The sequence below is a fragment of the Rhodanobacter sp. Root480 genome (genome assembly GCF_001426645.1).
Lineage (GTDB): Bacteria > Pseudomonadota > Gammaproteobacteria > Xanthomonadales > Rhodanobacteraceae > Rhodanobacter > Rhodanobacter ginsenosidimutans.
Genome location: NZ_LMEX01000001.1, coordinates 1,451,169 through 1,476,614 on the forward strand (window position 1 = coordinate 1,451,169; position 25,446 = coordinate 1,476,614).

Below are 25,446 nucleotides of genomic sequence, written 5' to 3' on the forward strand. Positions count from 1 at the left end.
AATGTGCGCCAGGCATGACATGCGGGCTCGCTTTGGCTTATTGTGGCATTCCGACCGGTTCGCCCGGACGGCACTGCATGACTGATGACGCTCCGGGGGCGTGGCTATGAACGAAGCCAGTGACTCATCAAAAATCGTCAATTTGAATCAGCGCATGGATCCTTCCAGCGAGCGCGTCGGTGAATTGCTTGCAACGGTTCGCACCATCGCCAATCGTTTGCTGCAGCAGTGGGTCGGCAACGTGTTCGAGCATGTCGACGACGCATTATTCGACCTGGCCGAAAAGGCCGAGAACAATGCGGCCCAGATGCACTACTTCGATGGCATGCGCGACGTGCGCAAGCGTCGGGCGACGGTGGAGCGGTCGTTCCTGTCCACCATCGGGCGCGAGCTGGGCGAACTGGCCAGCCGCCGTCCGTCGGCAACGCATTCCCCCGCCCCTACCGGCGTGGTGGAGTTGTCGCTGGTTGCCGACAACGAACTGGAAGAATCGCTGGCGATCACCAGCATGATCGGCAAGAACGAATCGCGCATGTCCCGCGACCTGTTCGCCGTCAATCATCGCCTGTCGGTCATTTGCGGTGGCCACAAGATCGACGACAGCAACAACCCCGTCGCGCCCGCGATCCTGTCCCAGGCATTCCGCACGGCATTGCACGAACTCAGTGCCGACATGCGCGTGAAGCTGATTATCTACAAACTGTTCGACCGCTATGTACTGTCGGCGCTCGAGGAGTTGTATCAGGCGATCAACGCGGAGCTTATTCGCGCTGGCGTACTGCCCCAACTGCGCCCCCACGTGGCTCGCCAGCCGTCCGGTACGGCGGCTGCGTCCTCGTCGGTAATTGGCGAACACCATGGCGTGGCCAGCGAGGAATCGGGCGACATTCCCGGCGACCTGCTGCAAACCCTGCATGCGCTGTTCAGTGCACGTCGTGGCAATCCCGGTGAAAGCGGCGACGGCGGGGCGGGCAATTATTCCAGCGGCCCGTTGCCCTCGGTGAACGAGTTGCTGGGCGCACTCAGCGTATTGCAGAACCAGATAGCCACCACTGACGCGCAACCATCGGCCGTCGGCCTGTCCGGCGCCAACCTCAGCCACGAGGTCACCGCGCTGAAGGAACAACTGCTGCGCCAGATCGGGGCCTTGCGTGGTGCACGGCCGGGCCAGGTGGCCTCGATCGACGAGGACACCATCGACCTGGTCGGCATGTTGTTCGAATTCATCCTGGAAGACCGCAACCTGCCACCGGAGATGCAGGTGCTGCTGGCTCGACTGCAGATTCCCTATCTGAAAGCGGCCATCATCGATCGCAAGCTTTTCGCGCATCGCCAGCATCCGGCACGGCGCCTGCTCGACGGCCTGGCGGAACAGGCGAAGGGCTGGTCCGACGAATCCGACCGCGACCGGCGCCTGCACGAGAAGGTCAAGTCCATCGTCGAACAGCTGCTGCACGAATTCGATGATGACATGGGCATTTTCGACCGGCTCCTGGCGGACCTGCAGCAGTTCCAGGAACTGAGCATGAAACGCGCGGATCTGGCCGAGCTGCGCGTGGCCGAATCCACCCGCGGCCGCGAAAAGCTGGAATACGCACGTCGTCGCGCCGCCCGGGAAATCGTCGAGCGGATCGGCACCAACGAATTGCCACCATTGATCCATGGCGTACTGGCCCGCGCATGGGCCAATCACATGGTGCTGCTGCTGTTGCGCCACGGCGATGATTCGACCGAGTTCAAGGTGGCGCTGCATTTCGTCAATGAATTCATCGCCAGCAGCCGTCCCGCCCAAACCCCTGAAGCCCGGCAGGCGCTTCGGCAGATGTTGCCCGGCATCGAGCGGGCGCTGCGTCACGGCTTGGCCAATGTCGCTTTCCAGGAGCCGGATATCGAGCGACTGCTTGGTCAGTTGCATACCTACTACCGCCAGCAACTGGGCGAGATAAACCCTTCCGCCGCACCGCCGGCGGAGGACGAATCCGCACTGCCTATCCCCGACAGCATCCAGCCGCTGGTTCAGGCCGCGCCGGATTTCGACGACGACAATCTCGGTTTCGCGTCTCCGGACATCACTACGGACAGCCCCGAGTATCGTCAGGTGGAAGCGCTTCAGTCGGGCACCTGGCTGGAGCTCTCGCTCGCCGATGACTCCTGCACGCGGGCCAAGCTGTCATGGATCAGCCCGATGACCGGGCGCTACCTGTTCGTGAATCGGCGCGGGCTGAAGGTGGCGGATTACGCGCCACGTGAGCTGGCCACCCTGCTGAAGCAGGGCAAGGCGCGCGTACTGGCCGCCAACGCGCTGTTCGAGCGAGCCATGAGCGCCATCGTGGACCGCCTCAGCCATCCGTCCCCTGTCACAGAAGAAGAATGAATTCCGGCACGCCTTTTTCGCCCCCTTCCCCCGACCAGATCAGCAACGACATCGAACGCGCCTTCGCCGAGGACATCGGCGCAGGCGATGCAACGGCGGACCTGCTCGGTGCCGATGCCCACGGGCGCGCCGAGCTCACCTGCCGTGACGACGCGGTATTGGCCGGAAGCGCATGGTTCGATGCCTGCTTCCAGCGGCTGGATCCCTCAGTCCATATCGAATGGCGGCTACAGGACGGGCAACGGGCTACGGCTGGTGCCGTGATCTGCCGCCTTTCCGGTCAAGCCCGGGCATTGGTGACGGCGGAGCGTTCGGCGCTGAACTTCCTGCAATTGCTGTCCGGCACCGCCACCGTCACCTCGTCCCATGTCGGGGCCATCGCCGGCACCGCCGCGCGCATCCTCGATACCCGCAAAACCGTACCAGGGCTGCGATTGGCGCAAAAATACGCGGTGCGTTGCGGCGGCGGCCACAACCAGCGGATGGGCTTGTACGACGCCATCCTGATCAAGGAAAACCACATCATCGCCGCGGGCAGCCTCGCAGCGGCGGTGCAATCGGCGAGGCAAAAACACCCTGATCTGCCACTTGAAGTCGAGGTGGAGACGCTGGCCGAGCTGGCACTGGCGCTGGAGACGGATGTGGACCGCATCATGCTGGACAACTTCGACCTGCCACAAATGGCCGAAGCGGTGCGGATCACGGCCGGCCGTGTGCCACTGGAAGCTTCGGGCAACGTCGACCTGCAGACGATCGGCGCCATCGCGCGCACCGGCGTGGATTTCATTTCCGTGGGTGCGCTGACCAAGCATGTCCACGCGGTGGATTTCTCCCTGCGCCTGCAATTGAGCTGACGGCTCAGCGTTTGTGGGGTAAACCACTTCCTGTGGTGTACCTCTGTCGCGCTTCCGGTACATGCCCCAAAGCGCTCACGCGAATGAATCACCGGCGTGATCGACACGCACCCGCCCATCGTGACCGTGCTTCGAGGTTGAAAAATCACAACCTCTCGGCGCGCCAACTCCCCGAACCGGTGAATCGTTCGTCGTCGACCGCACCGCAGGCCGAACGATATGCCGGCGATCGCTTGCACACGGTAGCGACGGCCCACACACTGACGGCATGAGCAATCTTTCAGACCTGCTGTTGCTGCTGTCGCTTGGTGCCGTTGTCGGCCTGTGGCTGAAAATCAGCGCGGCGCGGGAACATGCCGTACGCGAAGCGCGTCGCTTGTGCCTGCAACATGGGCTGCAACTGCTCGATGAAACCGTCGGGCTGCGTGCCTTGCGACTGCATCGCGGCAGTCCCGGCCGGGGCAGGATCGAGCGCTGCTACGGGTTCGAGGTCAGTCTTGAAGGCGATGATCGCAAATCCGCGCACATGTGGATGCTGGGCACAGCGATCAGCGCACTGAGCTTGCCTACGCCAGACCTGCCTGTTTCTCCGGTTGCCATTACCGGCGCGACAAGCGCAAGCCACCAGACATCCGACAACGTGATCCCGCTGCGTCCCCGTCGCGCCGACCAACGCCTGCACTGATTCCCGCGTTTACGCGCGGTACCTGTTGGTTATTTGACGACGCGCAGATGCGCGCCGCGCTTTGGCGCCGCTTCGGCGGGTGCGGCGGGGCCGGCGGACGTCTTGTCGTCGTCGGGCGGCGTGGTCGGCGGAGGCATGTCGCCCTCCTCCTCGGCCGGGAACATCATGCCTTGCCCGTTTTCCTGGGCATACAGCGCCAGCACCGCACGAACCGGTATGTGGATCGATTGGCTGACGCCAGAGAAGCGCGCCTGGAAGCTGATCCAGTCGTTGCCCAGGTCAAGGTTGGCGACGGCGCGCATGGCGAGATTGAGCACGACCTGGCCGTTCTTGATGACCTGGGGCGGCACCCTGACCCCTTCCACGCCGGCGTCCACCAGCACGTACGGGGTGAGGTTGTTGTCGCTGATCCAGTCGTAGATCGCCCGCAGCAAATACGGGCGATTGGAACTCATCGAGGGGGACTCGTCGGTGCTCATCTGTGGGGGTGATGCCTCAAGGCCAGGGGCCAAATGAAAGTCGATGTCTGCGGGCGTACCAGAATGTTGGCGGCGGACAGCTGAACATCAACAAATGGATCGTGCGTTGACAGCTTGCCAGCCGTCGCCCGCGCCGTCAGCGTTGGACACCCTGCGACAGCGGGCGGAAAAATGGTGTCAAGACGGCCGCAGCCGGCTTCAGCGCACCGTTTCCAACCGCATGTTTTTTTCGTCCTCGGTAAGACTGCGCTCGAAGCCCTGGCTGTGGAACAGACGCTCGCCGTAATCGACGATCGGTCGCCCTTCCTTGCCAAGATCAACGTCCAGCGACGGCAACCGCCAGATCACCGGGGCCACCAGGCAGTCCACCAGACTCATCTCGGGGTTGAGGAAGAAGCGCGACGCCTTGAACAGCGGCACCGTGGAAAGCAGGTTCTGCCGCAGCCGCTTGCGCGCGGCATCCGCGGGCCGACCACCAGCACGGATCACATCCACTTCCGTCAGCCAGTCTTTTTCGATACGCACCGCCGCCACACGAAGTCTGGCGCGCGAAAGCGGATCGATCGGCATCAGGGGCGGATGTGGATAACGTTCGTCCAGGTATTCGCACACCACGCTGGTGTCATAGAGGACCAGGTCGCGATCAACGAGCGTCGGTGTCGTGCCGTAAGGGTTGAGCTCCACCAGCTCCGCCGACGCCTTGTCGCGGTCCACGATCACGCGTTCGTAGCTGACGCCCTTGGCTGCCAGAACCAGTCGCGCCCGGTGACACTGGATGTCATCGGCCAGGGTATACAAGGTGAGTACGTTACGTGAGCGCGCGCTTTGAACCATGCACCAATCCCCTTCGTCGACACGAAGGCGGCGGCTGGTCGGCCGCCGCCTTCGCAGGGTTATCTCACCCGTTTCAGTGGACGTCTTTCCAGTATTCCTTCTTCAGCATGTATGCCAGCAAGGTAAAGAAGGCCAGGAACAGCAGCACCCAGACACCATAGGCATGGCGTTCAAGCGCGGCCGGTTCGGACGCGTATTCCAGGAAGCTGGTCAGATCACGGGTAGCCTGCTGGAACTGCGCCGGGGTCAGTTTGCCCGGGTGCGACAGCACCAGCTTCTCCACCTGCGCATCTTCACCGGGCTTGGCCGGCTTCATTTCCGCCGTCTGCAGACCCTGCAGCTCCCACAGCGGGAACGGCATCGAGGCGTTCGGGAACACGGTGTTGTTCCAGCCCACCGGACGGCTCGGATCCAGGTAGAACGAGTTGAGGTAGGCGTTGACCCAATCAGCGCCCTTGGCGCGCACTTCCAGCGACAGATCCGGCGGTGCCTTGCCGAACCACGCTGCGGCCGAGGCCTCGGGCATGTGCGAGATCACCGGTTCACCGAACTTGGCGCCGGTGAAGTTGAGGTTCTGCATCACTTCCTGTTCGGACAGGCCCAGATCGGCCGCGATCCGCTCGTAACGCATGTACTTCAACGAGTGGCAACCCACGCAATAGTTGAAGTACAGCTTGGCTCCGCGCTGCAGCGACGCCTGGTCGTGCACGTTGGTGCCAGCCGCCGGCAAACCGCCCTCTTCGGACGCCTGCACCGAGATGCTGCCGACGAGCAGACTCAGCGCCAACGCCACCGGGAAGATGTATCGCTTCATTAGCAGCTGCCGCTTAGTCATGCGTGGTCACCCGTTCCGGAACCGGCTTGGTCTTTTCCCAGCCGAAATATGTGTATGCCCAAAGGAAGGCGAAGAAGCCGAAGTAGACGAGCGTCATCACGCGGCCGAACAGGTTCTCCCAGAACGTCACGTCGACATCGCCGAACCAGACCGGGATCACCTCGGCGGTAATGCCCGCACCGACCGCGCCCAGCGCGAAGAACGACAGCACGAACAAGCCCAGGCCCACCTTGAAACCGGTGCCGCGGTAACGGATCGACTTCACCTTGCCCCGATCGAACCAGGGCAGCGCGAACAGCACCGCGATGGCGCCGAACATCGCCAGCACGCCCCACACGGCCGAGCCGAGGAAGGACGGGATCATGCGCACGATCGCGTAGAACGGGGTGAAATACCAAACCGGCTTGATGTGCGACGGAGTCGCCAGGTTGTTCGCCGGGATGAAGTTGTCATGTTCCAGGAACCAGCCGCCAAACGTCGGCGCGAAGAAGATGATGAACGCAGCGATCATCAGGAAAAAGCCCACGCCGACCAGGTCCTTCACCGTGTAGTACGGATGGAACGGAATGCCGTCGGCCGGCTTCAGCGCATCCCAGCGGTTGCCCTTGGGACCCTTCTTGATTTCCACGCCGTCGGGGTTGTTGGAGCCCACTTCGTGCAGCGCGGCGATGTGCAACACCACCAGCAGCAGCAGCACGATCGGCAACGCGATCACGTGCAGTGCGAAGAAGCGGTTCAAGGTGGCGTCGGCGGGCAGGAAGTCGCCCATGATCCACTCCACCAGCGTGTCGCCGATGTAGGGGATGGTGCCGAACAGCGAGATGATCACCTTGGCGCCCCAGAACGACATGTTGCCCCACGGCAGCACGTAGCCCATGAAGGCTTCGGCCATCAGCACCAGGAAGATCAGCATGCCGAGCAGCCACACCAGCTCGCGTGGCTTCTTGTACGAGCCATACATGATGCCGCGGAACATGTGCAGGAACACCACCACGAAGAACAGCGAGGCGCCGGTGGAGTGCATGTAGCGGATCAGCCAACCCCACTCCACGTCACGCATGATGTACTCGACCGAGTTGAAGGCTCCCGCCGCACTCGGGTTGTAGTTCATGGTGAGGAAGATGCCGGTGACGATCTGGTTGATCAGCACCAGCAGCGCCAGCGAACCGAAGTAGTACCAGAGGTTGAAGTTCTTCGGCGCGTAGTACTCGGTCATGTGCGCGCGGTACATCGGCGCCATGCCGGGTGCGCGTTCGTTGACCCAGTCACCGATGCTCGTGAATACGTTGGCCATCAGACAGCCTCCTTCGGATCCACGCCAATCTGGATGGTGTTGTCGTCAACAAAGTGATACGGCGGCACCGGCAGATTCTTCGGCGCCGGTACGCCCTGGAACACACGGCCGGCCAGGTCGTAGCGCGACTTGTGGCAGGGGCAGTAGAAACCGCCTTTCCATTCCGGATCGAACGGCTCGGGCTTGATCTCCGGCACGAAATCGGGGACGCAGCCCAGATGCGTGCAGATGCCGATCACCACCAGCCATTCCGGCTTGATCGAGCGCGCTTCGTTCTGTGCGTACTTCGGCTGCTGGTCGGCCGAGGCGCCGTCGGACTTGGGGTCCACCAGCCGCGAGTCGACCATCGGCAACGTGGCCAGTTGCGCCTTGCTGCGATTCAACACGAACACCGGCAGGCTGCGCCACGACACGGTCAGCATCTGGCCACTCTCGATCTTGGCCAGGGACTGCGTTACCGGAGCACCGGCGGCCCGGGCTCGCGCGCTGGGTTCCCACGACTTGATGAAGGGCACAGCCGCCGCAACGATTCCCACCCCACCAACCACCGCAGTGGTTGCTGTAAGGAAACGGCGGCGGCCGTGATCGACGACTTCGTTCGCCATCAGGCTCTCCGGTACTTGCAATATCATCGTGATGGGTTTGGGCATGCCGATCGTCGAAGCCCATCAAGCTGCTTCGCCGAAACTGGCAGAACCAGTGCCCGCAAAAATCGCGTTAGTGTAGCGTCAGGGCCGGCCCCGTACAATAAAACACCTACCCGGCGATGGCGACGCGCCGCGGCCCCAGCTCCCGACTTGCCGAGTATCCCCCTCGATATGAAACATGCCGCCGGCACGCTCGCCTTCATTGCCCGATTCGTGATTCTCGGGCTGGCGATCGCCTTCGTGATCACCCTGTTGTGGCCCGGCAGCGGTGATCGCCTGCGCAGTCGATTCGGGGTAACTACCACGCCGCCAGCACGTACCGAGCCGGCCAGTGCGCCGGCTGGCAGCCCGTTGTCGTATGCCGACGCGGTGGCCGCCGCCGAACCTTCCGTGGTGAATATCTACGCCAACAAGATCGTCACCGGCCAGGCCTTCCGGATGTACAACGATCCGCTGCTGCAGCAACTGCTCGGCGGGCAGCCGACCACATACCAGAGGCGGGAACAGACTCTTGGGTCGGGCGTGATCGTCAACGCGCAGGGCCAGGATTACGTACTGACCAACAACCACGTCATCGCGCACGCCGCCGATATCCAGGTGCTGCTCTACGACGGCCGCATCGCCAAGGCGACGCTGGTGGGCGCCGACGAGGAAACCGACCTGGCGGTATTGAAGATCGACGCCAGCAACCTGCCCTCCATCCACATCGCCGATCAGCAACCACTGCGCGCCGGCGACGTAGTGCTGGCGATCGGCAACCCGCTGGGCCTCAACCAGACCGTGACGATGGGCATCGTCAGCGCGATCGGGCGCCAGTTGAACAGCTCCAGCGCCGAGGATTTCATCCAGACCGACGCGGCCATCAACCTCGGCAATTCCGGCGGCGCGCTGATCAACGCCCGCGGCCTGCTGGTCGGCATCAATACGCTGTTGATCGGCAAGGCGGCCGGGGCCGAGGGCATCGGTTTCGCCATCCCGGTCAACACCGCCATGAAGGTCCTCGACCAGATCATCGCCACCGGGCACGTGGTGCGCGGCTGGCTGGGCGCGGATTACGCCTTCGTGCCGGTGGCCGCCAACAGCGGCCTGCCGGCGGCGGCGCGTGGCGCCCAGGTAACGGACGTCTATCCGGGTAGCCCGGCAGCCCTCGCCGGCCTGCAGCCACACGACATCCTGCTGAAAATAGGCAAGGACGACATTCTCGATCCAGCCGATCTGCGACGACACGAGGCAGCGTTGGAACCGGGCAGCAAGGTCACGGTTTCCGGCCTGCGCAACGGCGCTCCCTTCCATTCGGAACTGACGGTCGCCAAACGTCCGCCCATGGCCACCAGCACCACCTCGGACGACTGAGCGGAATCCCGCCTGGCCCAGTTCACCCGGCCCGGTCAGCCCGGCCCGCTGGCCGCCAGCGGCGGATGGATCGCTGCGCCATAACGCTGCCGCAGCGTACCGACACGCTCTACATACACCTTGGTTTCCGCATACGGCGGCACGCCGTTGTAGCGTTGCACGGCGCCCCGGCCTGCGTTGTAGGCCGCCGCCGCCAAGCGTTCGTTGCCGTGGAAATTCTGCAGCAGCAAACCCAGGTAACGCGCGCCGCCGCGGATGTTCTGGTCGGCATCGAAGGCATCCAGCACCCCCATGTCGCTGGCAGTGCCCGGCATCAATTGCATCAGCCCCTGCGCGCCCTTGATCGAAAGCGCACGAGGATTGAACGCGCTTTCGGCATGGATGATCGCGCGCAGAAACGCCTCGTCGACGCCATATTCAAGACTGGCGGCACGGATAGTGTCGTTGTAGGCAGTGAGGTTGAGCGCCACCCGCCCCCAGCGAATGGTGGAATGCAGATCGCAGGCAGCACAGGTGGCGATGTAGCTGAAAAGCAGGGTCGCCGCCTTGCGGCCGCGCGGCGGCAGGTTGGTGTATTCAACGGTGCCGTCGTGGCCCACGACACGGTAAACCGCTCCGCGCAACACCTTGGTCGACGGGGCGATCGCCGTGGCTGGCGCCGCTTCGGCATCATGCGATTCGCGATAACTCCATTGCCCTGGCTTGGCGGGGGCGGCGACGGGTGCCGGGTGCGCGCCCTTGCCGGTGGTGCTTGCGCTTGCCTCCACCTGGGCCAACGAAGCGCGCCGTACCGAGGCCGCGCCCACCGCCGTGGCGCTGGTCTGCACGCTCCCTTGCACGTTGGCCAGCGACACCGGCTTGATGCCATCCGCTGCCAGGCTGCGCGCCGAGGTCGTCACGTCGCCGTTCGCCCGCGCCAGCGATGCCCGCGGCACCGGCACCTTGCGCGATGGCGAGGCACCGAACGTGCTGATCCGCTTGCAGCCGTGGTAGCCCACCGTGCTGCTGCTGAACACCGCTTCCCCACCGCTGCCCGTGCAGCGGTACAACGCACCCGCTGAAGCACCCGGCAGCCAGAAGGCGCCGCACAGCAATGCGCCGGCCAGCGCGAGCCGGCGCGGCAACGTGATCAAGGAGAAGCCCCCGGCGAACCGACCGACGCTTCCCCCGTGGCGTGCGGTATCGAACATGCGCAGAGTGTGGCGCCAACGCAACGTCGACGCCAAGTGCAATGTCTCACTTTTGCGGAACCGCAGCGGCCCGCGGCCAGTTGACGCAAGTGTTTGATCCGCGAAGCATCGATTGGCGGGGCCAGTCGTGCAGGGGTAAAATGCGCGGTTCAGTGCATTACGCCTCACCAACCACGGTACCCACGCCATGAGCGGCAAACTCTTCATCAAGACCCACGGCTGCCAGATGAACGAGTACGACTCGGCCAAGATGGCCGACGTGCTGCGGGAGTCGCACGGCATGGAGCTGACGCTGGACGAGTCCGAGGCGGACGTGATCCTGATCAACACCTGCTCGATCCGTGAGAAGGCGCAGGAAAAAGTCTTCAGCCAGCTCGGCCGCTGGAAGCAGCACAAGAAGGACGGCAAGCCGGTGCTGATCGGCGTCGGCGGTTGCGTGGCCTCGCAGGAAGGCGCGGCGATCGTCAAGCGCGCGCCGTACGTGGACCTGGTGTTCGGCCCTCAGACCCTGCATCGCCTGCCCCAGCTGATCGAGCAGCAGCGCGCCAGCGGCCTGCCGCAGGTCGACATCAGCTTTCCGGAGATCGAGAAGTTCGACTGCCTGCCCGAGCCGCGCGCCGAAGGCCCCACCGCGTTCGTGTCGATCATGGAAGGTTGCTCGAAGTACTGCAGCTACTGCGTGGTGCCGTACACCCGCGGCGAGGAACTGAGCCGCCCGTTCGACGACGTGATCGTCGAAGTCGCCAAGCTGGCCGCCCAGGGCGTGCGCGAGGTCAACCTGCTGGGCCAGAACGTCAACGCCTACCGCGGACCCACCTTCGACGGCGGCACCGCTGACCTGGCCGTGCTGATCCACGCCATCGCCCAGATCGACGGCATCGGCCGCATCCGCTTCACCACCTCGCATCCGCTGGAGTTCTCCGACTCGCTGATCGAGGCCTACGCCAACGTGCCGCAGCTGGCCAACTACCTGCACCTGCCGGTGCAGGCCGGCTCCGACCGCATCCTCAGCGCCATGAAGCGCGGCTACACGGCGCTGGAATTCAAGCAGAAGATCCGCAAGCTGCGTGCGGTGCGGCCGGACATCTGCGTGTCATCCGACTTCATCGTGGGCTTCCCCGGCGAGACCGAGGCGGATTTCGAGAAGACGATGAAACTGATCGAGGACATCGGCTTCGACCAGAGCTTCTCCTTCATCTTCTCCTCGCGCCCGGGCACACCGGCGGCGGGGCTGGCCGACGACACGCCGGCCGAAGAAAAGCACGCCCGGCTGAGCCGGCTCCAGGCCGCGATCAACGCCAATGCGAAACGGATCAGCCAGGCGATGATCGGCAGTGTGCAGCGCGTGCTGGTGGAAAAACCCAGCACGCGCGACGCCTCCGAGCTGACCGGCCGCACCGAGAACATGCGCTTCGTGAACTTCGCCGGCCACCCGCGCCTGATCGGCCAATTCGTCGACGTGGAGATCACCGAGGCGATGGCCAATTCGCTGCGCGGACGCGTGAAGCTGACCGACGACGTCGCCGCCTGACGCTGTCGCCCGGCCGAATGGCGGCTGGGCGATCCCCCGGGTAACCAATCGCCGCCACCGCCCGGGGCAGATCAAAGCTCACCATCGGCTCGGATTTCGGCTGCTGCCGCGCCATACCTGTCTTTGCCGGCGGGTAGGGTTCTGCCGGCCGCGGAAAACGGGCTCCGGCACAGCGGCGCGCACGAGGCTCCACGAAAAGTGGGCACGGCCTCTCCGAACCTCGCCGGCGGTCACAAATGGCCCTGCAAACAATGGATGACCTTCCGCGCAGACTGCGGTAGATTCAACAACATACGGGGATGGGGTAGAAATACGGTTATGTCTTCTGAAGTGCAAGCAACGCTCGCGGGTTTATCCGGCATGGCGCGCCGGCTGGTATCCGAAGGCGTACTGCCGGAGACGGATGTGCGCAAGGCGATGTCCGACAGCGCCGCGCATAAAACCACGCTGGCGGTCTGGCTGCTGGACCATGGCCTGGTCGACAGCGCGCGCATGACGCAGATCGCGTCAGCCGAATTCGGCATGCCGATGATGGATGTCTCGGCGCTCAATCCGACCACCATGCCGATGGACCTGATCAGTGAAGCGCTGATCAGCAAGCATCAGGCCCTGCCCCTGTTTCGCCGTGGCAAGCGCCTGTTCGTCGGCATTGCCGATCCCATGCAGTCGCGCGCGCTGGACGAGATCAAGTTCAACTCCAACTGCAATGTCGAACCGATCCTGGTCGAGCGTGCCACGCTGCAGCGCACGATCGAGACCTTGCTCAACAGCATGCGCGACACCATGCCGGATATCGGCGGCAGCGAGCTGGACGGGCTGGAGCTGGAGATCGGCGATGACGAGAGCGAGGCCGCCGGCACCGGCGTCGACGCGAACGCCAACGACGACGCGCCGGTGGTGAAATTCGTCAACAAGATCCTGCTCGACGCGATCCGCCGCGGCGCGTCGGACATCCATTTCGAGCCGTTCGAAACGCAGTACCGGGTACGCCTGCGCATGGATGGCATGTTGCGCGCCGTGGCCAGCCCGCCGATGAAACTGGCCAACCGCATCTCCTCCCGCCTGAAGGTGATGTCGCAACTGGACATCGCCGAGAAGCGCGTGCCGCAGGATGGCCGCATCAAGCTCAACCTGTCCAAGACCCGCGCGGTCGATTTCCGCGTCAGCACGCTGCCGACGCTGTTCGGCGAAAAGATCGTGCTGCGTATCCTCGATGGCTCGTCGGCGAAGGTCGGCATTGAAAAGCTGGGCTACGAGCCCGACCAGCAGAAGCTCTACATCGACGCCATCCACAAGCCCTACGGCATGGTGCTGGTCACCGGCCCCACCGGCTCGGGCAAGACCGTGTCGCTGTATACCGGCCTGAACATGCTCAATACCGCCGAGCGCAACATCTCGACGGTGGAAGACCCGGTGGAAATCCGCGTCGAGGGCATCAACCAGGTGCAGCAGAACGCCAAGCGCGGCATGACGTTCGCCAGCGCGCTGCGATCGTTCCTGCGCCAGGATCCGGACGTGATCATGGTCGGCGAAATCCGCGACCTGGAAACCGCGGAAATCGCGATCAAGGCGGCGCAGACCGGCCACATGGTGCTGTCCACGCTGCACACCAACGACGCGGCACAGACCATCGCCCGATTGATGAACATGGGCATCGCGCCGTACAACATCACCTCGTCGGTCACCCTGATCATCGCCCAGCGCCTGGCCCGGCGCCTTCACGACTGCAAGAAGCCGCAAAGCCTGCCGCCGAACGTGCTGCTGGCGGCGGGCTTCACCCAAGCCGACATCGACGCGGGCATGACCGTGTACGAAGCGGTCGGCTGCTCGGGGTGCAATGATGGCTACAAGGGCCGCGTGGGCATCTACCAGGTGATGCCGATGCTGGAGGAAATCCAGAAGATCATCCTGCAAGGCGGCAACGCCCTGCAGATTTCCGAGGTGGCGAAGGCGCAAGGCATCAATGATTTGCGTGCGTCGGCGCTGCTCAAGGTGAAAAACGGGTTGACCAGCCTGACCGAGATCGACCGCGTCACCAAGGACTGAGCAAGACATTTGTTGGAAAAACCGTTGGCTGGAGTTGCGTTGCGCGCCACGGTTTGGGGGCTGGAAATTGGCATAAGCTGTACTGACCTTGCCTGCCGCCTGCGGCAAGTCTGGATTGGATCATTGGGGGAAAATGCGCATGGCCACGGCTACCGCAAGCAAGACGCGCACGCTCGGCGCCCAACGCGCCGAAGTCAGCAGGCTGACCACCTACGAGTGGGTGGCGCTGGACAAGCGCGGCAAACGAATGAAAGGCGACATGCCGGCGAAGAACGCCTCGCTGGTAAAAGCCGAACTGCGCCGCCAGGGGATGAATCCGCAGACCGTGCGCGAACGCGCCAAGCCGCTGTTCGGTTCGTCCGGCAAGCCAGTCAAGCCGCTCGACGTCGCGGTTTTCAGCCGCCAGATCGCCACCATGATGGCGTCCGGCGTACCCATCGTGCAGTCGTTCGACATCATTGCCGACGGCCAGAAAAACGTCCGCTTCAAGAACATCCTGCTCGATGTGAAGCAGAACATCGAAGGCGGCTCGGCCCTGCACGAAGCCCTGCATCGCTATCCGGTCCAGTTCGACGAGCTGTACTGCAACCTGGTGCGCGCGGGTGAAGCCTCCGGTGTGCTGGATACGGTGCTGGACACCGTGGCCACCTACAAAGAGCGCATGGAAGCGATCAAGAAGAAGATCAAGAAAGCGCTGTTCTACCCGATGATGGTGCTGGCGGTGGTGTTCATGGTCTGTCTGATCATGCTGCTGTTCGTGGTGCCGGTATTCGCCAAGACGTTCCAGGACGCCGGCGCCCAATTGCCAGCGCCCACGCAGTTGCTGGTGACTGCGTCGGAGTTCATGCAGAGCTATTGGTGGGTGGTGATCGGCATCATCGGCGGCAGCATCGTCGCCCTGGTGGTCGCCAAGAAACGTTCGGTGAAGTTCGCCCACTTCCTGGACCGGATGGCGCTGAAGATGCCGGTGATGGGCAATATCGTGCGCAACTCGGCGATCGCCCGTTTCGCCCGCACGCTGGGCGTCACCTTCCGCGCCGGCGTGCCGCTGGTCGAGGCGCTGGATGCGGTGGCCGGCGCCACCGGCAGCGTGGTTTATGGCGATGCGGTGCGCCAGATGCGCGAAGACATCGCGGTCGGCCACCAGCTGCAACTGGCGATGAAGCAGACCGGCCTGTTCCCCAACATGGTGGTGCAGATGACCGCCATCGGCGAGGAATCCGGCGCCCTGGACAATATGTTGTTCAAGGTGGCGGAGTTCTACGAGGAAGAAGTCAGCAATGCGGTCGATACACTGTCGACCCTGCTCGAGCCCATCATCATGGTGGTGCTGGGCACGCTGGTCGGTGGCATGGTGGTCGCGTTGTACCTGCCGATCTTCAAGCTCGCCGGCACGTTCTAAGCCTCGGCAAAACACGACACGACACGAAACGGCGGGCATGGCCCGCCGTTTCCGTTATGAAACGAAGCACCGTAACCTAAGCGCCTCCTTCACAGGCTCACACACAAGGCTGACGCATGCCCGATCTCCCCTTTGCCCTGTGGATCACCATCGCTGGCGTGCTGGGCCTGCTGGTCGGCAGTTTCCTCAACGTGGTGATCCTGCGCCTGCCCGAACGGATGGCGGCGGGGTGGCGGCAGGAAGCACGCGACGTGCTGGAAATGGAGGCCGACGCGACACCACTGCCGCCGGGCATCGTGCGCGAACCGTCGCACTGCCCGCAGTGCAAGCATCGCCTGGCAGCGAGCGACAACATCCCGCTGTTCAGCTGGCTGCTGCTGCGCGGGCGCTGCCGCTATTGCAAGGCGGCCATCTCGATCCAGTACCCACTGGTGGAACTGCTCAGCGGCCTCCTGAGCGCCGTCATCGTGTGGAAGTTCGGGCCCACCTGGGTTGCGCTGGCCGGGCTGGTGTTTACCTGGACGCTGATCGCGCTGGCCGGCATCGACTTCCGCACCCAGCTGCTGCCCGATCAATTGACCTTTCCGCTGCTGTGGCTGGGCTTGCTGCTGTCGCTGCTGCCGATGTTCGTGGCCGCGCCCTCGGCGATCATCGGCGCCGCCGCCGGCTACCTGAGCCTGTGGAGCGTGTACTGGCTGTTCAAGCTGCTCACCGGCAAGGAAGGCATGGGTTACGGCGATTTCAAATTGCTGGCCGCGTTGGGCGCGTGGATGGGGCCGGTGTCGTTGCTGCCGGTCATCCTGTTGTCGTCACTGATCGGCGCACTGGTCGGCGGCTCGCTGATTGCCCTGCACCGGCACCAGCGGGAATTGCCGATGCCGTTCGGGCCGTTCATCGCGGCGGCCGGCTGGGTCTGGCTGGTGGCCGGTGACGGCCTGCTGCAGAGCTACATGCAGTTCACCGGCCTGCGATGAACGCGCGGCCCTTCGTCGTCGCCGTGACCGGCGGCATTGCCTCCGGCAAGAGCGCGGTGACGCGCCGATTCCAGGCGCTGGGTGTGCCCGTGCACGACGCCGACGTGGCTGCCCGCGAGGTCATCGAGCCGGGGACGCCGGGACTGCAGGCGGTGGTCCAGGCCTTTGGCCCCGATGTGTTGGACCGGGACGGCCGACTGGACCGCCCCGCGATGCGCCGCCATGTGTTTGCCGATGACGGCGCCCGACGCAAGCTGGAGGAGATCATCCATCCGCGCGTGCGCGAGTGGCTGCACGATCGCGCGATGGCGCAGCACGATCCCTATTGCCTGCTGGCGATCCCGTTGCTGGTGGAGAACATGAACGCCTACCGCTGGGTCAATCGCGTGCTGGTAGTGGACGCGCCGCAAGCGACGCAGATCGCACGACTGGTCGAGCGCGACGGCATCGATGCGGCGCTGGCGCAGCGCATGCTGGACCGCCAGGCGAGTCGCGCCGAACGCCTGGCCATGGCCGACGATGTCATCGACAACAGCGGCGACGAAGCGGCGCTGGACGATACCGTCATGGCACTGCACCGGCGCTATCTGGCGCAAGCGCGTTAGGAAGCGGTACCGCCCACCGTCATGTTGTCGATTTTCAGGGTCGGCTGGCCCACGCCCACGGGCACGCTCTGGCCGTCCTTGCCGCACACGCCAACGCCTTCATCCAGCTTCAGGTCGTTGCCGATCATCGAGACGCGATTGAGCACTTCCGGGCCGGAGCCGATCAGCGTGGCACCCTTCACAGGCCGGGTGATGCGGCCGTCCTCGATCAGGTAGGCCTCGCTGGCGGAAAACACGAACTTGCCGTTGGTGATGTCCACCTGGCCGCCGCCGAAATTGGGTGCGTAAATGCCGCGCTTCACCGAGCGGATGATTTCCTGCGGGTCGTGCTGGCCGGCCAGCATGTAGGTATTGGTCATGCGCGGCATCGGCAGCGTGGTGAACGACTCGCGGCGACCGTTGCCGGTGGATTTGACGCCCATCAGCCCGGCGTTGAGCTTGTCCTGCATGTAGCCCTTGAGGATGCCGTTCTCGATCAGCGTGGTGCACTCGGACGGCGTGCCTTCGTCATCGATGCTGAGCGAACCGCGACGGTTGGCAAGCGTGCCGTCATCGACCACGGTGACGCCAGCGGCGGCCACGCGATCACCGATGCGACCGGCGAAGGCGGAGCTGCCCTTGCGGTTGAAATCGCCCTCCAGCCCGTGCCCGATCGCCTCGTGCAGCAGCACGCCGGGCCAGCCCGGGCCCAGCACGACCGTCATGCTGCCGGCCGGGGCATCGACCGCCTCCAGGTTCACCAGCGCCTGGCGCACGGCCTCGTCGGCGAAACCCAGGGCGCGGCCGTTCTCCATCAGTTCGCGATAACTGTGGCGACCACCACCGCCGGAATGACCCTGCTCGCGCCGGCCGTTCTGCTCCGCGATCACCTGCACGCTCATGCGCACCAGCGGCCGCACGTCAGCCACCAGGGTGCCGTCGGAGGCGGCGATCAGGATGGTGTCGACGGTGGCGGCAATGCTGACGATCACCTGCTTGATGCGCGGGTCGCGCGAACGCGCATACGCATCGACCTCGCGCAGCAGCGCGATCTTGTCGGGGTTGGGCAGGCTGTCGACCGGATCGATGGCCGGATACAGCTGACGCGCGCCGTTCAGCGCCAGAGGCTTGCCGGCCCCGTTGCCGTCATGCGCGATGGCGCGGGCCGCTTTCGACGCCTGCAACAGCTGCGGCATCACGATCTCGTCGGAATAGGCGAAGCCGGTCTTTTCACCGGAGATGGCACGCACGCCCACGCCCTGCTCGATCGAATGACTGCCGTCCTTGACGATGCCCTCCTCCAGCAGCCACGACTCGCTGCGCGAATGCTGGAAATACAGGTCGGCGGCGTCGATCGACGGCCCCATCAATTGCGAGAAAACGCGATCGAGATCGGTGGCGGCAAGGCCGCCGGGCGTCAACAACCGGCGCTCGGCCTGGGCAATCAGGGAATCCATCAAATCTCAGCCATTCAATGCGGGGGAGTCTTGTCAGATGAGGGTCGGAGCGCACCGTTTAAAGGGAACCGGCGGGGATCGCTGCCCCAACGTTGCCGTCGCGGGCCTCAATGCGCGGCAGAACTGGCTGGTGCCGGCAGCAAGGTCGTACCGGCCGCAGGCGGCTCCCCCGCGTCGCGATACGGCGGCGCCAGAACCGGCGCGGTCGTCGCGGGTGCGGGCACATCGTGTTTCTCGATCAGCGTCATGACCGGTTTGTCCCAGCTGCCGCTGACGTGATATCGGGCGCCTGCGGCGCGGTTGAGGCCCTTGCCGAGCAGACCCTGCATGGCGATCCCCGCCGCCGCACCGATGGGTCCTGCCACTACGGCTCCCACGATCGGCAAGCTGTTGCCCACATGCGGTACCACGGTCACCTGCTGGTCGTAATCGCGGCTGCGCAGGCCGGTGCGGCCGGAAATGCTGATCCGGGCCGCCGGCCCCTGAATCACCAGGTTGTCGGTGGTGGCATTGCCGTCGGCCAGGGTGAAGTCGCCGGTGATCGCGTCGAATGCGAGGCCCTTGCCGAACACGTCGCCGAAATCCAGGGTCAGCCGACGCGGCAGTTCGGCCATCGACACCAGACCAAACAACCGGCCCATGCCGGGTGGAACCTCCGGAATGCGGCCGTCGCTGACGTTCACTTTCAAGGTGCCGCGCATGTTGGCCAGCGCCAGCGCCGAGGGCGACCCAGGCCAGCTGGCGTCCAGCTCGTCATGCGTCTTGCCGCCCTCGAACAGACCGGTGTAGCCCAGCGCGGTCAGCATGCTGCCGAGGTTTTCCGCGGCGAATTCGATGCGCATATGAGTATGACTGTCGCTGGCCGTGCCATTCCAGTCGCCACTGCCGGTGATCTGCACGCGACTGGACAGCGCACGCAGTTGATCGATGTGCATGCCGTCGGCCGTCGGCCAGCTTTCCAGCCGCGCTTCGCCCAAGCGCGCCGTACCCAGGCGCAAATCACTCACCCACAGATGCAGCGGCGGTACCGATGCGGGAGCGATGCCGGTATCGGACGGGTGGTCCTCCACCGCGGGCGCGGGAGTCGGCTCGGCCGGTGGCGTCGCGGCCACTGCGGGCGCGGCAGACGGCTTGTGCGGCTCAGTCGACTCCTTCGTCTCCTTCGGCCAGTACAAGCGCTGCAACCGCGCCGTGATGCCGCGCTTGGCGAGTTCCTGCCGCGGAATGCTGAAATTGCCGACCATCGCCGCGCCCGTCACGTCCACGCTCAACGCATCCGGCTGCACATTGGCGCGGATCTGCATCGCACCCAGCGGCTGGCCAAACCACTCGGCGTGTTCGGTGCTTACATCCACGCTTTCCAGACCCGGCCCATCGCCGCCCGTGCCGGCCGCAGCGCGCTGGACCCAGCCTGTCACATCCAGCGTGTCGGCGTGACCGAGGATGCGCAGGTCTTTTGCGGGCAAGGCGGTGGGCATCTCGCTGCCGAAGGCCAGGGCGCCGGCCAGCGGCTTCCGCGCACCCGGGTTGCCCGTGTTCGGTACATCCTGCGGCAGACGCAAATGCCCGCGCATCACCTGCCCCAATGACAGCTGCACATCGCTGCCATCGACCGGCAGCGTCAGCGCCACGTGCAGCGGCAGGCTGCCACTGGCGGGTTTGCGTAGCGGAGCCGGCAGATCGAGCGCGGTGCCGTCCAGGCTGGACTCGATGCGCAAGGACTGCGCGGCGGGTGCCGTGCCACGCGAATCGGCAATGGAAAAACCGACCGTGAAATCGCTGCGGCCGTCGGCAAGCTTGCCCAGCCAATCCAGCGTCGGGTAATCGCTGACCAGTTCGGCCATCGTGTAGCGGCCTGTCATGCTGGCCGAAAGCATGGTCGATGGATCACCGGTGGCGGCACCCACCGCCAGTTGCAGCGTCGAGGGCTGGCCATGGAACGCGCCGCTCAACGGCCCCACCTGCAGGCCATGCGCGTCGAAACGCAGCGGGCCGGCAAGCTTGCCCAGCGCCAGGTTCCAGTCCGGCGCATCAAGATCGGCGGCACTGAGCTGCGCCTTGCCGTCAAGGCTCACCGACTGCACGTCATGCAGCGGCAACACCAGGTGGAAATCGAACGTGGCGCTGCCGCCGAGTTTCATTTTTGCCAGTACATCAGCCTCGCGACGCGCCACCGGGCTTTGCCGGGCGAACGTGAGCAGATCACGGGCGGCGCCGTGGCCGCTCACGTTGAGGTCGAGCAGGCTTTGCCCGTAGTCGGGTATCACCGCGACAGCCTTGTCGACCTTGACGCCCAACGACTGGCCACTGCTGGCTTCGGCCAGCAAGCCGTTGTTGACGAAACTGGCGACCACATCAACGCCTTTGGCGACCGGCCATTCGTCGTGGCCATAATCCAGCGTCAGGTCGCTGATGTTCGCATGCGCCTCGAACCGCCCTTCATTGTGGCGAAACGGCCAGTCGGCCAGATTCCCGTGCAGCACGACCTGCGCGCTGTCGAGCGTGCCGCCGGCCAGTGCGGTGTCCAGCCAGGCGGCGGTCCCATGGGGCGATGTCGAGGGCGGAAGAAACAGGCGCGTCGCCGTGACATCCGCACGATCCACCGCGGCATACAGGTCGACAAACGGCTTGCCGCCTTTCGCGGGCAACAGCACCTGGCCACGCACCTGCCCGGAAAAACCGTCGCCTTCGATGTCGAGTGCATCGGCGCCGAGATGCCAGCCGGCACCGTCAGGCCAGAACGCCAGCGTGCCGCCAAGTTTCGACAACGCGAGTGGCTGGCGGAAAAGATGCGGGAACGTCAGCGTGGTCGCCTGCACGGGCAGTTCCAGCGAAAGCGCCTCGCCATCACCGCGCAGGGTGCCGCGCAACCCGCTGACGCCCGGCAATGCACCGGCCGCGTCGATGCCCACGTCCTTGAACGCCAGCTCGATCGACCGCAACCCGGCCGCCTCGCTCCAGTTCATCGCCAGCCGGCTCAATTCACCATGGGGGCGTCCATCGCCCAGCCATTGCGCCACCCCGTTCGGGAGCCCGGATTTCAGCGCCAGCCACGGCAACAGTGGCGCCAGTTGCAGATCGCGGGCGGCAACGGCCAGCCACCGCTTTCCATTCGCCGGCTGGTGCAGCGCCAGCACCAGTGCACCGCCTTGATCGCCAGCCCAGCGCAGTTCGTAACCGTCATCGTTCCGGCGCAGGCTGGCCACGCCATGCAAGGCGGGCACGTTGGCGCTGTCGTGGTTCGGCGCGGTGATCTGCACGTCGTTGAGATCGAGGCGTGCGGTGGCGCCGACGATGCGCTTGTCGCGCCAATCAACCCAAACCCCCAAGCGACCATGGCCACGATTGGCCGTATAGCCGTCCATATCGACGCCTTGCAGCGCCGCCTGGAGATCCACCTGATCCGCGCCGAGCCAGAGCCTGCCCGCACTGCCGTCATCGCTGAAACGCCCGACCACGCTCAGTGATCCCGCTGCACCGGTCCGGTGCAGCACGCCACCAACCCGCAAATTTCCGCCGCGGCGGCTCAGCCGAAGCTGACGGGAGGTGAGTGTGTAATGCCGGTCGAGCGCTTCATCGGTGACATTGACGCGCACGTCGTTCAGCCACAGATCGAGCGACATGCCTCGCAGAGATACCGGCTGCCGCTGCGCCGTGGCATCCGTACCGATGCCATCGAGATGCCAGCGGCCATCGCGACTGTGCAGGACATCGAGTTGCAACCCGCTCACGTGCAGGTTGAACAGATGCCGCGACGGCCAAAGCCAGCCACCGAAATCGAGCTTCAAACTCGACGAGGGAATGTGCAACGGGCTTCCGCTTTCGCCTACCGGCACGCCGATGGTCACGCCATGCAGAACCAGCGACGGGCCGGAACGGGTGCGATGGCCCTCCATCGCCTCGATGCTGACGGGGCGTTGCAGGCGTTGCGAAAGCTTTGCGGCCACCCAGTCCGGGTGATGGGCCACCAGCGGCAGCAACAGCTGCGCCAACGCCACCATCAATGCGAGGGCGATCAGCAGACTGCCTGCCGTCCAGCCCAGGCCACGAGCGGCCCGCTGCCAACGGCGTCGCCACTCCATGTTCACGCGCAACGGATCCCGACGGATTTACAGCAAAACGACATCAAACTGTTCCTGCGAATAATGCTCTTCAGCCTGAAATCGTATGCTTTTGGAGATGAACTCTTCCAGTTCCGCCACCGCGCCTGACTCTTCTTCCAGGATGCGGTTGACCACCGCCGGGTTGGCCATCACCAGCAGCTTCTCGGCGTCGAACTGGCGGACCGCGCGGGTGATCTCGCGGAAGATCTCGTAGGTGATGGTTTCGGCGGTTTTCAGCACGCCCCGGCCGTTGCAGGTGGCGCAGGGCTCGCACAGTTGCCGGGCCAGGCTTTCGGTGGTGCGCTTGCGCGTCATCTCCACCAGGCCCAGTGCGGAAATCGGGTACACGGTGGTCTTGGCGTGGTCGCGCGCCAGGCCCTTGTTGAGCATCCGCAGCACCTGGCGCTTGTGTTCCTCATCCACCATGTCGATGAAATCGATGATGATGATGCCGCCCAGATTGCGCAGGCGCAGTTGCCGCGATGCGGCCTGGGCCGCTTCCAGGTTGGTGCGGTAGACGGTTTCTTCCAGATTGCGGGTGCCGAGGTAGGCGCCGGTGTTGACATCGATGGTGGTCATCGCCTCGGTCTGGTCGACGATCAGGTAACCGCCGGATTTCAGCGGCACCTCCTTCTTGAGCGCGCGCTGCATTTCGTCCTCGGCCCCGTACAGGTCGAAGATCGGTCGCTCGCCGTCGTAGTGCTCGATGCGGTCGTCCAGGCTCGGCATGAACTTGTGCACGAACTTCACCACGTTGTCGAACGTGGTTTGCGAATCGACGCGCACCTTTTCGATGTCGCTGTTGAGCATGTCGCGCAGGCTGCGCAGCGGCAGCGACAATTCCTCGTAGACGCGCTCGCCCGCCTTCGCCTTGGCGATGTTCTCCTGCACCACACGCCAGACCTTGCCCAGGTAGGCCACGTCGAACGCCAGCGATTCGGCGCTCTGCCCCTCGGCGTTGGTGCGCACGATATAACCCAGCCGGTGGCTGCCGGGAATGTCCTCGCCGATCATCGGCGTGAGCACGTCCTTGAGCCGCTGGCGTTCGGCCTCGTCCTCGATGCGCGCAGAAATGCCCAGGGTGCGCGAATACGGCAACAACACCAGATAGCGGGAAGGAATGGACAGGTGCGCCGACAACCGTGCGCCCTTGGTGCTGATCGGATCCTTGACCACCTGCACCACGATTTCCTGGCCTTCGTGCACCAGTTCGCTGATCGATGGAATGTGGCCGTTGCCGTTCGATTCCGTGCCATCGGCGCCACCCGGCGCCGGCGGCTTCACGATGTCCGACGCGTGCAGGAACGCCGCGCGCTCCAGCCCGATCTCCACGAACACCGCCTGCATGCCCGGCATCACCCGCTGCACGCGGCCCTTGTAGATATTGCCCACGTAGCCACGTTTGGAGGCGCGTTCGACATGCACTTCCTGCAGCATGCCGTTCTCGACCACACCAACTCGTGTTTCCCGCGGGGTTACGTTGATCAGGATCTCTTCACTCACCACACACCCCCAGGACAAGTGTTCTTTATAGCGGGTGGCCGCGGCGGCTGTCGATCCATCGCAAGGGCTGTTGTGACGCGGTCGGCCTGCGCCGACGATGCGACACGACGATCAGGTACACGGCGCCGGATGAAAGCGCGCCCATAGCGCTCTCAGGGCGAACCGGGCGACGGCCCGTCGGCAGGTTGCGCCAGCAGCGGACGGGAGCGGTCCGGCGGCGACGCGCTTTCAGCCTGATGAAACTCGGTGCGGCGCAGCGGCAGGTGCTGCGGATAGTTGGCCTGCACGAATGCGATCAGCCCCTCGCGCACAAAACAACGCAGGTCCCAGCCGGTGCCCGAATCCACGGTGCTGACCAGCACGCGCAATTGCATCGCCTGTTCATTGGCGTCGGTCACCTGCAACACGCACACCCGGCCGTCCCACTGCGGTGCCTGCTTGCACAACCGCTGCAACTCCGCGCGCAATGGCTCCAGTGGCATGCGGTAATCCAGCCACAGAAACACCGAGCCGATCAGCTGCGAGGTGGTGCGGGTCCAGTTCTGGAACGGGTTCTCGATGAAATAGTTCAGCGGCACCACCAGCCGCCGCTCGTCCCAGATGCTCACGACGACATAGGTGCCGGTGATTTCCTCGATGCGGCCCCACTCCCCTTCGATGATCACCACGTCGTCCAGCCGGATCGGCTGCGCCAGCGCGATCTGCAGGCCGGCGATCAGGTTGCCCAATACCGGCTTGGCGGCAAAACCCAGCGCCAGTCCCGCCACGCCCGCCGACGCCAGCAGGCTGGTTCCGATCTGGCGAACGCCGGGGATCGTCATCAGGATCAGTGCGGCGCCAATCAACACCAGGATGACGTCCCCGGCGCGGCCCAGCACGCGAGCCTGGGTTTGTACCCGCCGTGCACGCAGGTTGTCAGCGGTGTTGAGCGGATATTCGCGCACCATCCAGCTCTCCAGCGCACCGATGCACGACACGCCCAGCCAGGTGGCGGTGCCGATCAACGCCGCCAGCAGCACGTGCTGTATCAACCCGGGAACCATTGGCGACATGCGCAAGGCCACCGTCAACGTGATCAACGGCACCAGCCAGCCCATCGGCGCACTGGCACGGTGCAACATGTCGGTGGCCACCTCGCGGCCACGCGTCAGCCGGCGCAACACCAGGTAAACCAGACGGTGCAACAAGGCGCCGAGCAGCAAGGCGACGACGATGGTGGCGCCCAGTCGTGCCCACGGATGGGCGTTCCAGAAATCGATGAGGGGGATCATGGCCGCCACCTTGGCAGCGCCTACGTCCAT

The 25,446-nt window shown here is 64.6% G+C and carries 19 protein-coding genes; 9 read left to right on the plus strand and 10 right to left on the minus strand.

Going from position 1 to position 25,446, the window contains the following annotated elements; genetic code table 11:
• The first annotated feature begins 106 nt into the window (after nucleotides 1–106).
• From ASD22_RS06785 to ASD22_RS16370, 3 genes are all read left to right on the plus strand, one after another.
• The gene (locus tag ASD22_RS06785) at nucleotides 107–2,374 is read left to right on the plus strand and encodes a DUF1631 domain-containing protein (RefSeq protein WP_056080577.1); all 2,268 of its coding nucleotides are present in this window, start codon (nucleotides 107–109) and stop codon (nucleotides 2,372–2,374) included.
• Nucleotides 2,371–3,228: a carboxylating nicotinate-nucleotide diphosphorylase gene (gene nadC, locus ASD22_RS06790; RefSeq protein ID WP_056080579.1), complete on the plus strand. Its 858-nt coding sequence runs from the start codon at nucleotides 2,371–2,373 to the stop codon at nucleotides 3,226–3,228. Before ASD22_RS06785 ends, nadC begins: the two co-directional genes overlap by 4 nt.
• 268 nt (nucleotides 3,229–3,496) lie before the next feature.
• A complete protein-coding gene (locus ASD22_RS16370) occupies nucleotides 3,497–3,913 on the plus strand; it encodes a DUF3301 domain-containing protein (RefSeq protein WP_056604875.1) in 417 nt (138 codons plus the stop codon).
• A 29-nt stretch (nucleotides 3,914–3,942) separates the two neighbouring features.
• On the opposite strand, the gene ASD22_RS06795 is transcribed toward ASD22_RS16370, so the two are convergent.
• The 5 genes from ASD22_RS06795 to petA all read right to left on the minus strand — a co-directional run bounded on the left by ASD22_RS06795 (nucleotide 3,943) and on the right by petA (nucleotide 7,960).
• Entirely contained in the window at nucleotides 3,943–4,368 is a 426-nt protein-coding gene (locus ASD22_RS06795) for a ClpXP protease specificity-enhancing factor (RefSeq protein ID WP_082520146.1), read from the minus strand.
• 222 nt (nucleotides 4,369–4,590) lie between these two features.
• Complete coding sequence (locus ASD22_RS06800) at nucleotides 4,591–5,226, minus strand: glutathione S-transferase N-terminal domain-containing protein (RefSeq protein WP_056080587.1); 636 nt, start codon at nucleotides 5,224–5,226, stop codon at nucleotides 4,591–4,593.
• Nucleotides 5,227–5,299: 73 nt separating this feature from the next.
• The gene (locus tag ASD22_RS06805; RefSeq protein WP_056080589.1) at nucleotides 5,300–6,040 is read right to left on the minus strand and encodes a cytochrome c1; all 741 of its coding nucleotides are present in this window, start codon (nucleotides 6,038–6,040) and stop codon (nucleotides 5,300–5,302) included.
• Between the two features lie 13 nt (nucleotides 6,041–6,053).
• A complete protein-coding gene (locus tag ASD22_RS06810) occupies nucleotides 6,054–7,355 on the minus strand; it encodes a cytochrome bc complex cytochrome b subunit (RefSeq protein ID WP_056080593.1) in 1,302 nt (433 codons plus the stop codon).
• On the minus strand, nucleotides 7,355–7,960 hold the full coding sequence (petA, locus tag ASD22_RS06815) for a ubiquinol-cytochrome c reductase iron-sulfur subunit (RefSeq protein WP_056081086.1): 606 nt from the start codon (nucleotides 7,958–7,960) through the stop codon (nucleotides 7,355–7,357). The genes ASD22_RS06810 and petA overlap by 1 nt, the downstream gene beginning before the upstream one ends.
• 213 nt (nucleotides 7,961–8,173) lie before the next feature.
• On the opposite strand from petA, the gene ASD22_RS06820 reads away from it, so the two are divergent.
• Complete coding sequence (locus tag ASD22_RS06820; protein ID WP_056080595.1) at nucleotides 8,174–9,355, plus strand: trypsin-like peptidase domain-containing protein; 1,182 nt, start codon at nucleotides 8,174–8,176, stop codon at nucleotides 9,353–9,355.
• Nucleotides 9,356–9,390: 35 nt separating this feature from the next.
• Here ASD22_RS06820 and ASD22_RS06825 read toward each other — a convergent pair whose 3' ends face one another.
• A complete protein-coding gene (locus ASD22_RS06825) occupies nucleotides 9,391–10,488 on the minus strand; it encodes a lytic transglycosylase domain-containing protein (protein ID WP_343123421.1) in 1,098 nt (365 codons plus the stop codon).
• A 244-nt stretch (nucleotides 10,489–10,732) separates the two neighbouring features.
• On the opposite strand from ASD22_RS06825, the gene miaB reads away from it, so the two are divergent.
• From miaB to coaE, 5 genes are all read left to right on the plus strand, one after another.
• Nucleotides 10,733–12,076 (plus strand): tRNA (N6-isopentenyl adenosine(37)-C2)-methylthiotransferase MiaB, encoded by a 1,344-nt coding sequence (gene miaB, locus ASD22_RS06830; RefSeq protein WP_056080601.1) that lies wholly within the window; start codon nucleotides 10,733–10,735, stop codon nucleotides 12,074–12,076.
• A 318-nt stretch (nucleotides 12,077–12,394) separates the two neighbouring features.
• Complete coding sequence (gene pilB, locus ASD22_RS06835) at nucleotides 12,395–14,122, plus strand: type IV-A pilus assembly ATPase PilB (RefSeq protein ID WP_056080603.1); 1,728 nt, start codon at nucleotides 12,395–12,397, stop codon at nucleotides 14,120–14,122.
• Between the two features lie 139 nt (nucleotides 14,123–14,261).
• Nucleotides 14,262–15,524: a type II secretion system F family protein gene (locus ASD22_RS06840; RefSeq protein ID WP_056081088.1), complete on the plus strand. Its 1,263-nt coding sequence runs from the start codon at nucleotides 14,262–14,264 to the stop codon at nucleotides 15,522–15,524.
• 116 nt (nucleotides 15,525–15,640) lie between these two features.
• Entirely contained in the window at nucleotides 15,641–16,498 is an 858-nt protein-coding gene (locus ASD22_RS06845) for an A24 family peptidase (protein ID WP_056080606.1), read from the plus strand.
• Nucleotides 16,495–17,103: a dephospho-CoA kinase gene (gene coaE / locus ASD22_RS06850; RefSeq protein ID WP_056080609.1), complete on the plus strand. Its 609-nt coding sequence runs from the start codon at nucleotides 16,495–16,497 to the stop codon at nucleotides 17,101–17,103. The genes ASD22_RS06845 and coaE overlap by 4 nt, the downstream gene beginning before the upstream one ends.
• Here the strand turns inward: coaE and tldD are convergent.
• From tldD to ASD22_RS06870, 4 genes are all read right to left on the minus strand, one after another.
• Nucleotides 17,100–18,542, minus strand: a complete 1,443-nt coding sequence (gene tldD / locus ASD22_RS06855; RefSeq protein WP_200946326.1) for a metalloprotease TldD — start codon at nucleotides 18,540–18,542, stop codon at nucleotides 17,100–17,102. The genes coaE and tldD overlap by 4 nt on opposite strands.
• 104 nt (nucleotides 18,543–18,646) lie before the next feature.
• Nucleotides 18,647–22,621 carry a YhdP family protein gene (locus ASD22_RS06860; RefSeq protein ID WP_235577583.1) on the minus strand — a complete coding sequence of 1,325 codons (3,975 nt, stop codon included), beginning with the start codon at nucleotides 22,619–22,621 and terminating at the stop codon, nucleotides 18,647–18,649.
• Between the two features lie 27 nt (nucleotides 22,622–22,648).
• Nucleotides 22,649–24,145: a ribonuclease G gene (gene rng, locus ASD22_RS06865; protein ID WP_056081093.1), complete on the minus strand. Its 1,497-nt coding sequence runs from the start codon at nucleotides 24,143–24,145 to the stop codon at nucleotides 22,649–22,651.
• Between the two features lie 152 nt (nucleotides 24,146–24,297).
• Complete coding sequence (locus ASD22_RS06870) at nucleotides 24,298–25,416, minus strand: mechanosensitive ion channel family protein (RefSeq protein WP_235577562.1); 1,119 nt, start codon at nucleotides 25,414–25,416, stop codon at nucleotides 24,298–24,300.
• Between the last annotated feature and the right edge of the window lie 30 nt (nucleotides 25,417–25,446).

What these genes read in the sequence shown, in the direction of transcription:
- ASD22_RS06785 (WP_056080577.1), top strand. Translation starts at nt 107, where the DNA reads ATGAACGAAGCCAGTGACTCATCAAAAATCGTCAATTTGAATCAGCGC.
- nadC (WP_056080579.1), top strand. Translation starts at nt 2,371, where the DNA reads ATGAATTCCGGCACGCCTTTTTCGCCCCCTTCCCCCGACCAGATCAGC.
- ASD22_RS16370 (WP_056604875.1), top strand. Translation starts at nt 3,497, where the DNA reads ATGAGCAATCTTTCAGACCTGCTGTTGCTGCTGTCGCTTGGTGCCGTT.
- ASD22_RS06795 (WP_082520146.1), bottom strand. Translation starts at nt 4,368, where the DNA reads ATGAGTTCCAATCGCCCGTATTTGCTGCGGGCGATCTACGACTGGATC.
- ASD22_RS06800 (WP_056080587.1), bottom strand. Translation starts at nt 5,226, where the DNA reads ATGGTTCAAAGCGCGCGCTCACGTAACGTACTCACCTTGTATACCCTG.
- ASD22_RS06805 (WP_056080589.1), bottom strand. Translation starts at nt 6,040, where the DNA reads ATGAAGCGATACATCTTCCCGGTGGCGTTGGCGCTGAGTCTGCTCGTC.
- ASD22_RS06810 (WP_056080593.1), bottom strand. Translation starts at nt 7,355, where the DNA reads ATGGCCAACGTATTCACGAGCATCGGTGACTGGGTCAACGAACGCGCA.
- petA (WP_056081086.1), bottom strand. Translation starts at nt 7,960, where the DNA reads ATGGCGAACGAAGTCGTCGATCACGGCCGCCGCCGTTTCCTTACAGCA.
- ASD22_RS06820 (WP_056080595.1), top strand. Translation starts at nt 8,174, where the DNA reads ATGAAACATGCCGCCGGCACGCTCGCCTTCATTGCCCGATTCGTGATT.
- miaB (WP_056080601.1), top strand. Translation starts at nt 10,733, where the DNA reads ATGAGCGGCAAACTCTTCATCAAGACCCACGGCTGCCAGATGAACGAG.
- pilB (WP_056080603.1), top strand. Translation starts at nt 12,395, where the DNA reads ATGTCTTCTGAAGTGCAAGCAACGCTCGCGGGTTTATCCGGCATGGCG.
- ASD22_RS06840 (WP_056081088.1), top strand. Translation starts at nt 14,262, where the DNA reads ATGGCCACGGCTACCGCAAGCAAGACGCGCACGCTCGGCGCCCAACGC.
- ASD22_RS06845 (WP_056080606.1), top strand. Translation starts at nt 15,641, where the DNA reads ATGCCCGATCTCCCCTTTGCCCTGTGGATCACCATCGCTGGCGTGCTG.
- coaE (WP_056080609.1), top strand. Translation starts at nt 16,495, where the DNA reads ATGAACGCGCGGCCCTTCGTCGTCGCCGTGACCGGCGGCATTGCCTCC.
- ASD22_RS06860 (WP_235577583.1), bottom strand. Translation starts at nt 22,621, where the DNA reads ATGGAGTGGCGACGCCGTTGGCAGCGGGCCGCTCGTGGCCTGGGCTGG.
- ASD22_RS06870 (WP_235577562.1), bottom strand. Translation starts at nt 25,416, where the DNA reads ATGATCCCCCTCATCGATTTCTGGAACGCCCATCCGTGGGCACGACTG.